At 71.8% G+C, this 2,770-nt stretch carries 1 protein-coding gene; it reads left to right on the forward strand.

Translation table 11 applies throughout. The features are described 5' to 3' along the window. On the forward strand, window positions 1–2,770 hold a 2,770-nt coding region (locus tag ON27_RS29520; RefSeq protein ID WP_043734952.1), incomplete at both ends, for a hypothetical protein.

Here is a 2,770-nt window from a genome sequence, read left to right on the forward strand (position 1 = left end):
GGAGGGCGGGACACCGCTGTACCGCGGCGTCCCCCGCTTGCTGGCCGACGGATCGGTCAACCCGTCCTACACCGAGGCGGTCTCGGGTCGCGCGGTGCCCCGGGGAACCGCGGACCTGTCCGCCGAAGAGCACATCGGTCAGCGGCGTGCCGCCGACAGCGACACCACGTCCTGGGCGCGCACCCGCGCCGCGGCGGAGGCTTTCACCAACGGCGACGGCGTGATCCTGGAATGGCGCACGGGGCTGCCGCCGGAGGGCGCGTCGTGGAAGTTCAAGCCGATTCTCGACCTGCCGGATCAGTTCGCCCAGGTGCTCATCCAGGGCACGTTGGCCGGCGCACGGGCGACCAGATTCCTCGCCGAGGACGCGATCCCCGAGCCCGCGGCGGGGGAGCGGTCGGATCAGGAGACGGCGGCGCCCCCCACGCCGGAGGCGGACGCTCGCGACCGCGCACTGCTCGGCGCGCCGATCGGTGACGAGTGGTCGCGACTGAGTCCGGCGCAGGTCGGGCAAAAGCTGCGCGAGGACCTGCGCCGCCTGACGGACAACCCCGAATTCGAGGTGTTCGGCTTCGAGCGCGACGGTCTGAACCCGGAGGCGGTGCGCGAGATCGCGCGGGCGATGGTCGATATGCACAGCCGGTTCCGGCAGGTCGACATCCGCCGGATCGGTATCGGGGAGCTGCCCGACAAGGCGATCGCGGAGGCGAACTCCGGGTACCAGAACGGACGCGCGTACACCAAGTCGATCACGGTGGCCGCGAAATACCTCGCGAGCGCGGCGGACTTGCGGCAGACGATGACCGACCGGGTCGACGACGGGCTGTACTCCCGGGCCGTCCTGCGACGGCCCGCGTATTCGATCGCCGTGCACGAGTTCGGGCACGCGCTGGAGGACGCGGGTGACAACGCGGCCAGGCGCGGGGCCGAAGACGCGCTGCTCCAGCACTACATGGACAACCACCCGGACAACCGGACGATGGACGGTTTCCTGGAGTGGTTGCGCGTCGACCTCAGCGGCTACAGCCTGCTGTCCGGGGGCCTCGACTCGTGGGAGGCGCTGGCCGAAGCCCTGGTCCAGGTGGTGGCCAGCGGTCGCGACAATGTGGCCGAGCCCGTCCGGATGCTGTACGACCGGTTGATCGAGGCGGTCGAGGGTGACGCGCGGCTGCTCGGCGCGCCGTTCGACGACGAGTGGTCGCGACTCGGCGCGGCGGAGATCGGAAAGAAGCTGCAGACCACAGTGCGGCGGATCACGGGCAATCCGGAGTTCGAGGTCTCGGGTTTCGACCGGGACGGCCTCAATGGCGAGGTGCTCCGGGAATACGCCCGGGCGATGGTCGAGCTGTTCGAGCGGTATCCGAGGGCGGACCTGCGCCGGATCGTCATCGGGGATCTGCCGCGCGGCGTCTTCGCCGAGACGGGGCAGAGGATCGAGCGCGGCCGTGTGTTCGCCGACGACCTGCTGATCAACGCGCACTACGCCGCGAGCGCGACGGAATTCCGGACGGACGTCGACAAGGGCGTCGCATCCGGGTGGTTGCATCCCGGCGCCGCGCGCAGGCCCGTCCACGCGATGGCAGTACACGAGTTCGGCCACATCCTCGACTTCACGAGTAGCGGTTACGCCCGGCGCAAACTCGACGCCACGCTGTTGAACCACTACCTGTCCAAGCGACTGGGCGAGCCGACCACCGAGGGCTACCTGGCTTGGCTGAAGGACAATCTCAGCGGGTACAGCCTCGACAGATCCGGATTGCTCGATCCGGCGGAGGCACTGGCCGAGGCGTTCGCCGAAGTGCGGGAGCGTGGCCGCGGGCGGGTCAGCGAACCCGTGCGCGTGGCCTACGATCTGCTGACCGAAGCGGTCGCTCGCGGCGCCTACCGCGGGCGGCTCGGCCGGTTGCTCGACCGGCTTCGGCTCGAGCGGTTCATTTCCCGCGGCGAGTCGGGCGGAGTCGCCGACGAAGGCGCGAGAGTGGTCGGCCGCAGCGCGATTCCGGTCGAGCCCGAGCAGCCGGGGGACGCGGACGCACCGCACCACGACACAGGTTTCCAGCCCACCGTCCTCGCCGCCGCGGAGCCCGGTTCGCTCGATCTCGTGCGCCCGGCCGAGGGGCAACCGGCCGGTTGGCAGCATCGGCCGATCGACGCGGCTGCGGCGGAAGTGCGAGAAGTGCTGGCGCGCAGCGAGATCGGCAGGCAGGCACTCACCCAGCTGCGCGAGCTGGGCGCCGCTGTGCGGTTCGAGGAGCCCGGCGACGGCCCGGGGCAGCCGGATGGGTTCGACGGGCGGACGATGGAAGTGTTCGTCGGCACCCGTGGGCGCGACCAGCTGGCGCAGGCGGCGGCGGTCGTGCGGGCCGCGGAGCTGGCGCGCGCGGTGGTCGAAGGCAGGCTGGAGGTGACCCCGGCCCGCATCCGCGGGCTGGCGCGGGCCGATCACGTCGCCGCACGCGTGCGCGTGGAGGCCGAGGCGCTCGGCCGCCAAGCCGAATTCCACCGCGAGATGCGCGAAGCCGGTTACGACCCGCACGGCGGACCGGTGCGCGATCTGGTCGATGCCGCACAGCGCAGCGCGCTGGAATCGGCCTATCTGGATGCCTTCGACGGGAGCGGAGGCGTCGATCGGCCGGATGGCCCGCCGCCGGCGGACGAACCGTCACGCCGGGCGATCCGGGACGCCGAGGCAGCCCGGTTGACCGCTCGGCGTGACGCGGTGGCCGCGGAGGTCGACGCGGCGCGTGCCTCGCGTGCGCGGGCAGCGCGC

It is taken from the genome of Nocardia asiatica NBRC 100129 (assembly GCF_000308415.1).
Taxonomy (GTDB): Bacteria; Actinomycetota; Actinomycetes; order Mycobacteriales; family Mycobacteriaceae; genus Nocardia; species Nocardia asiatica.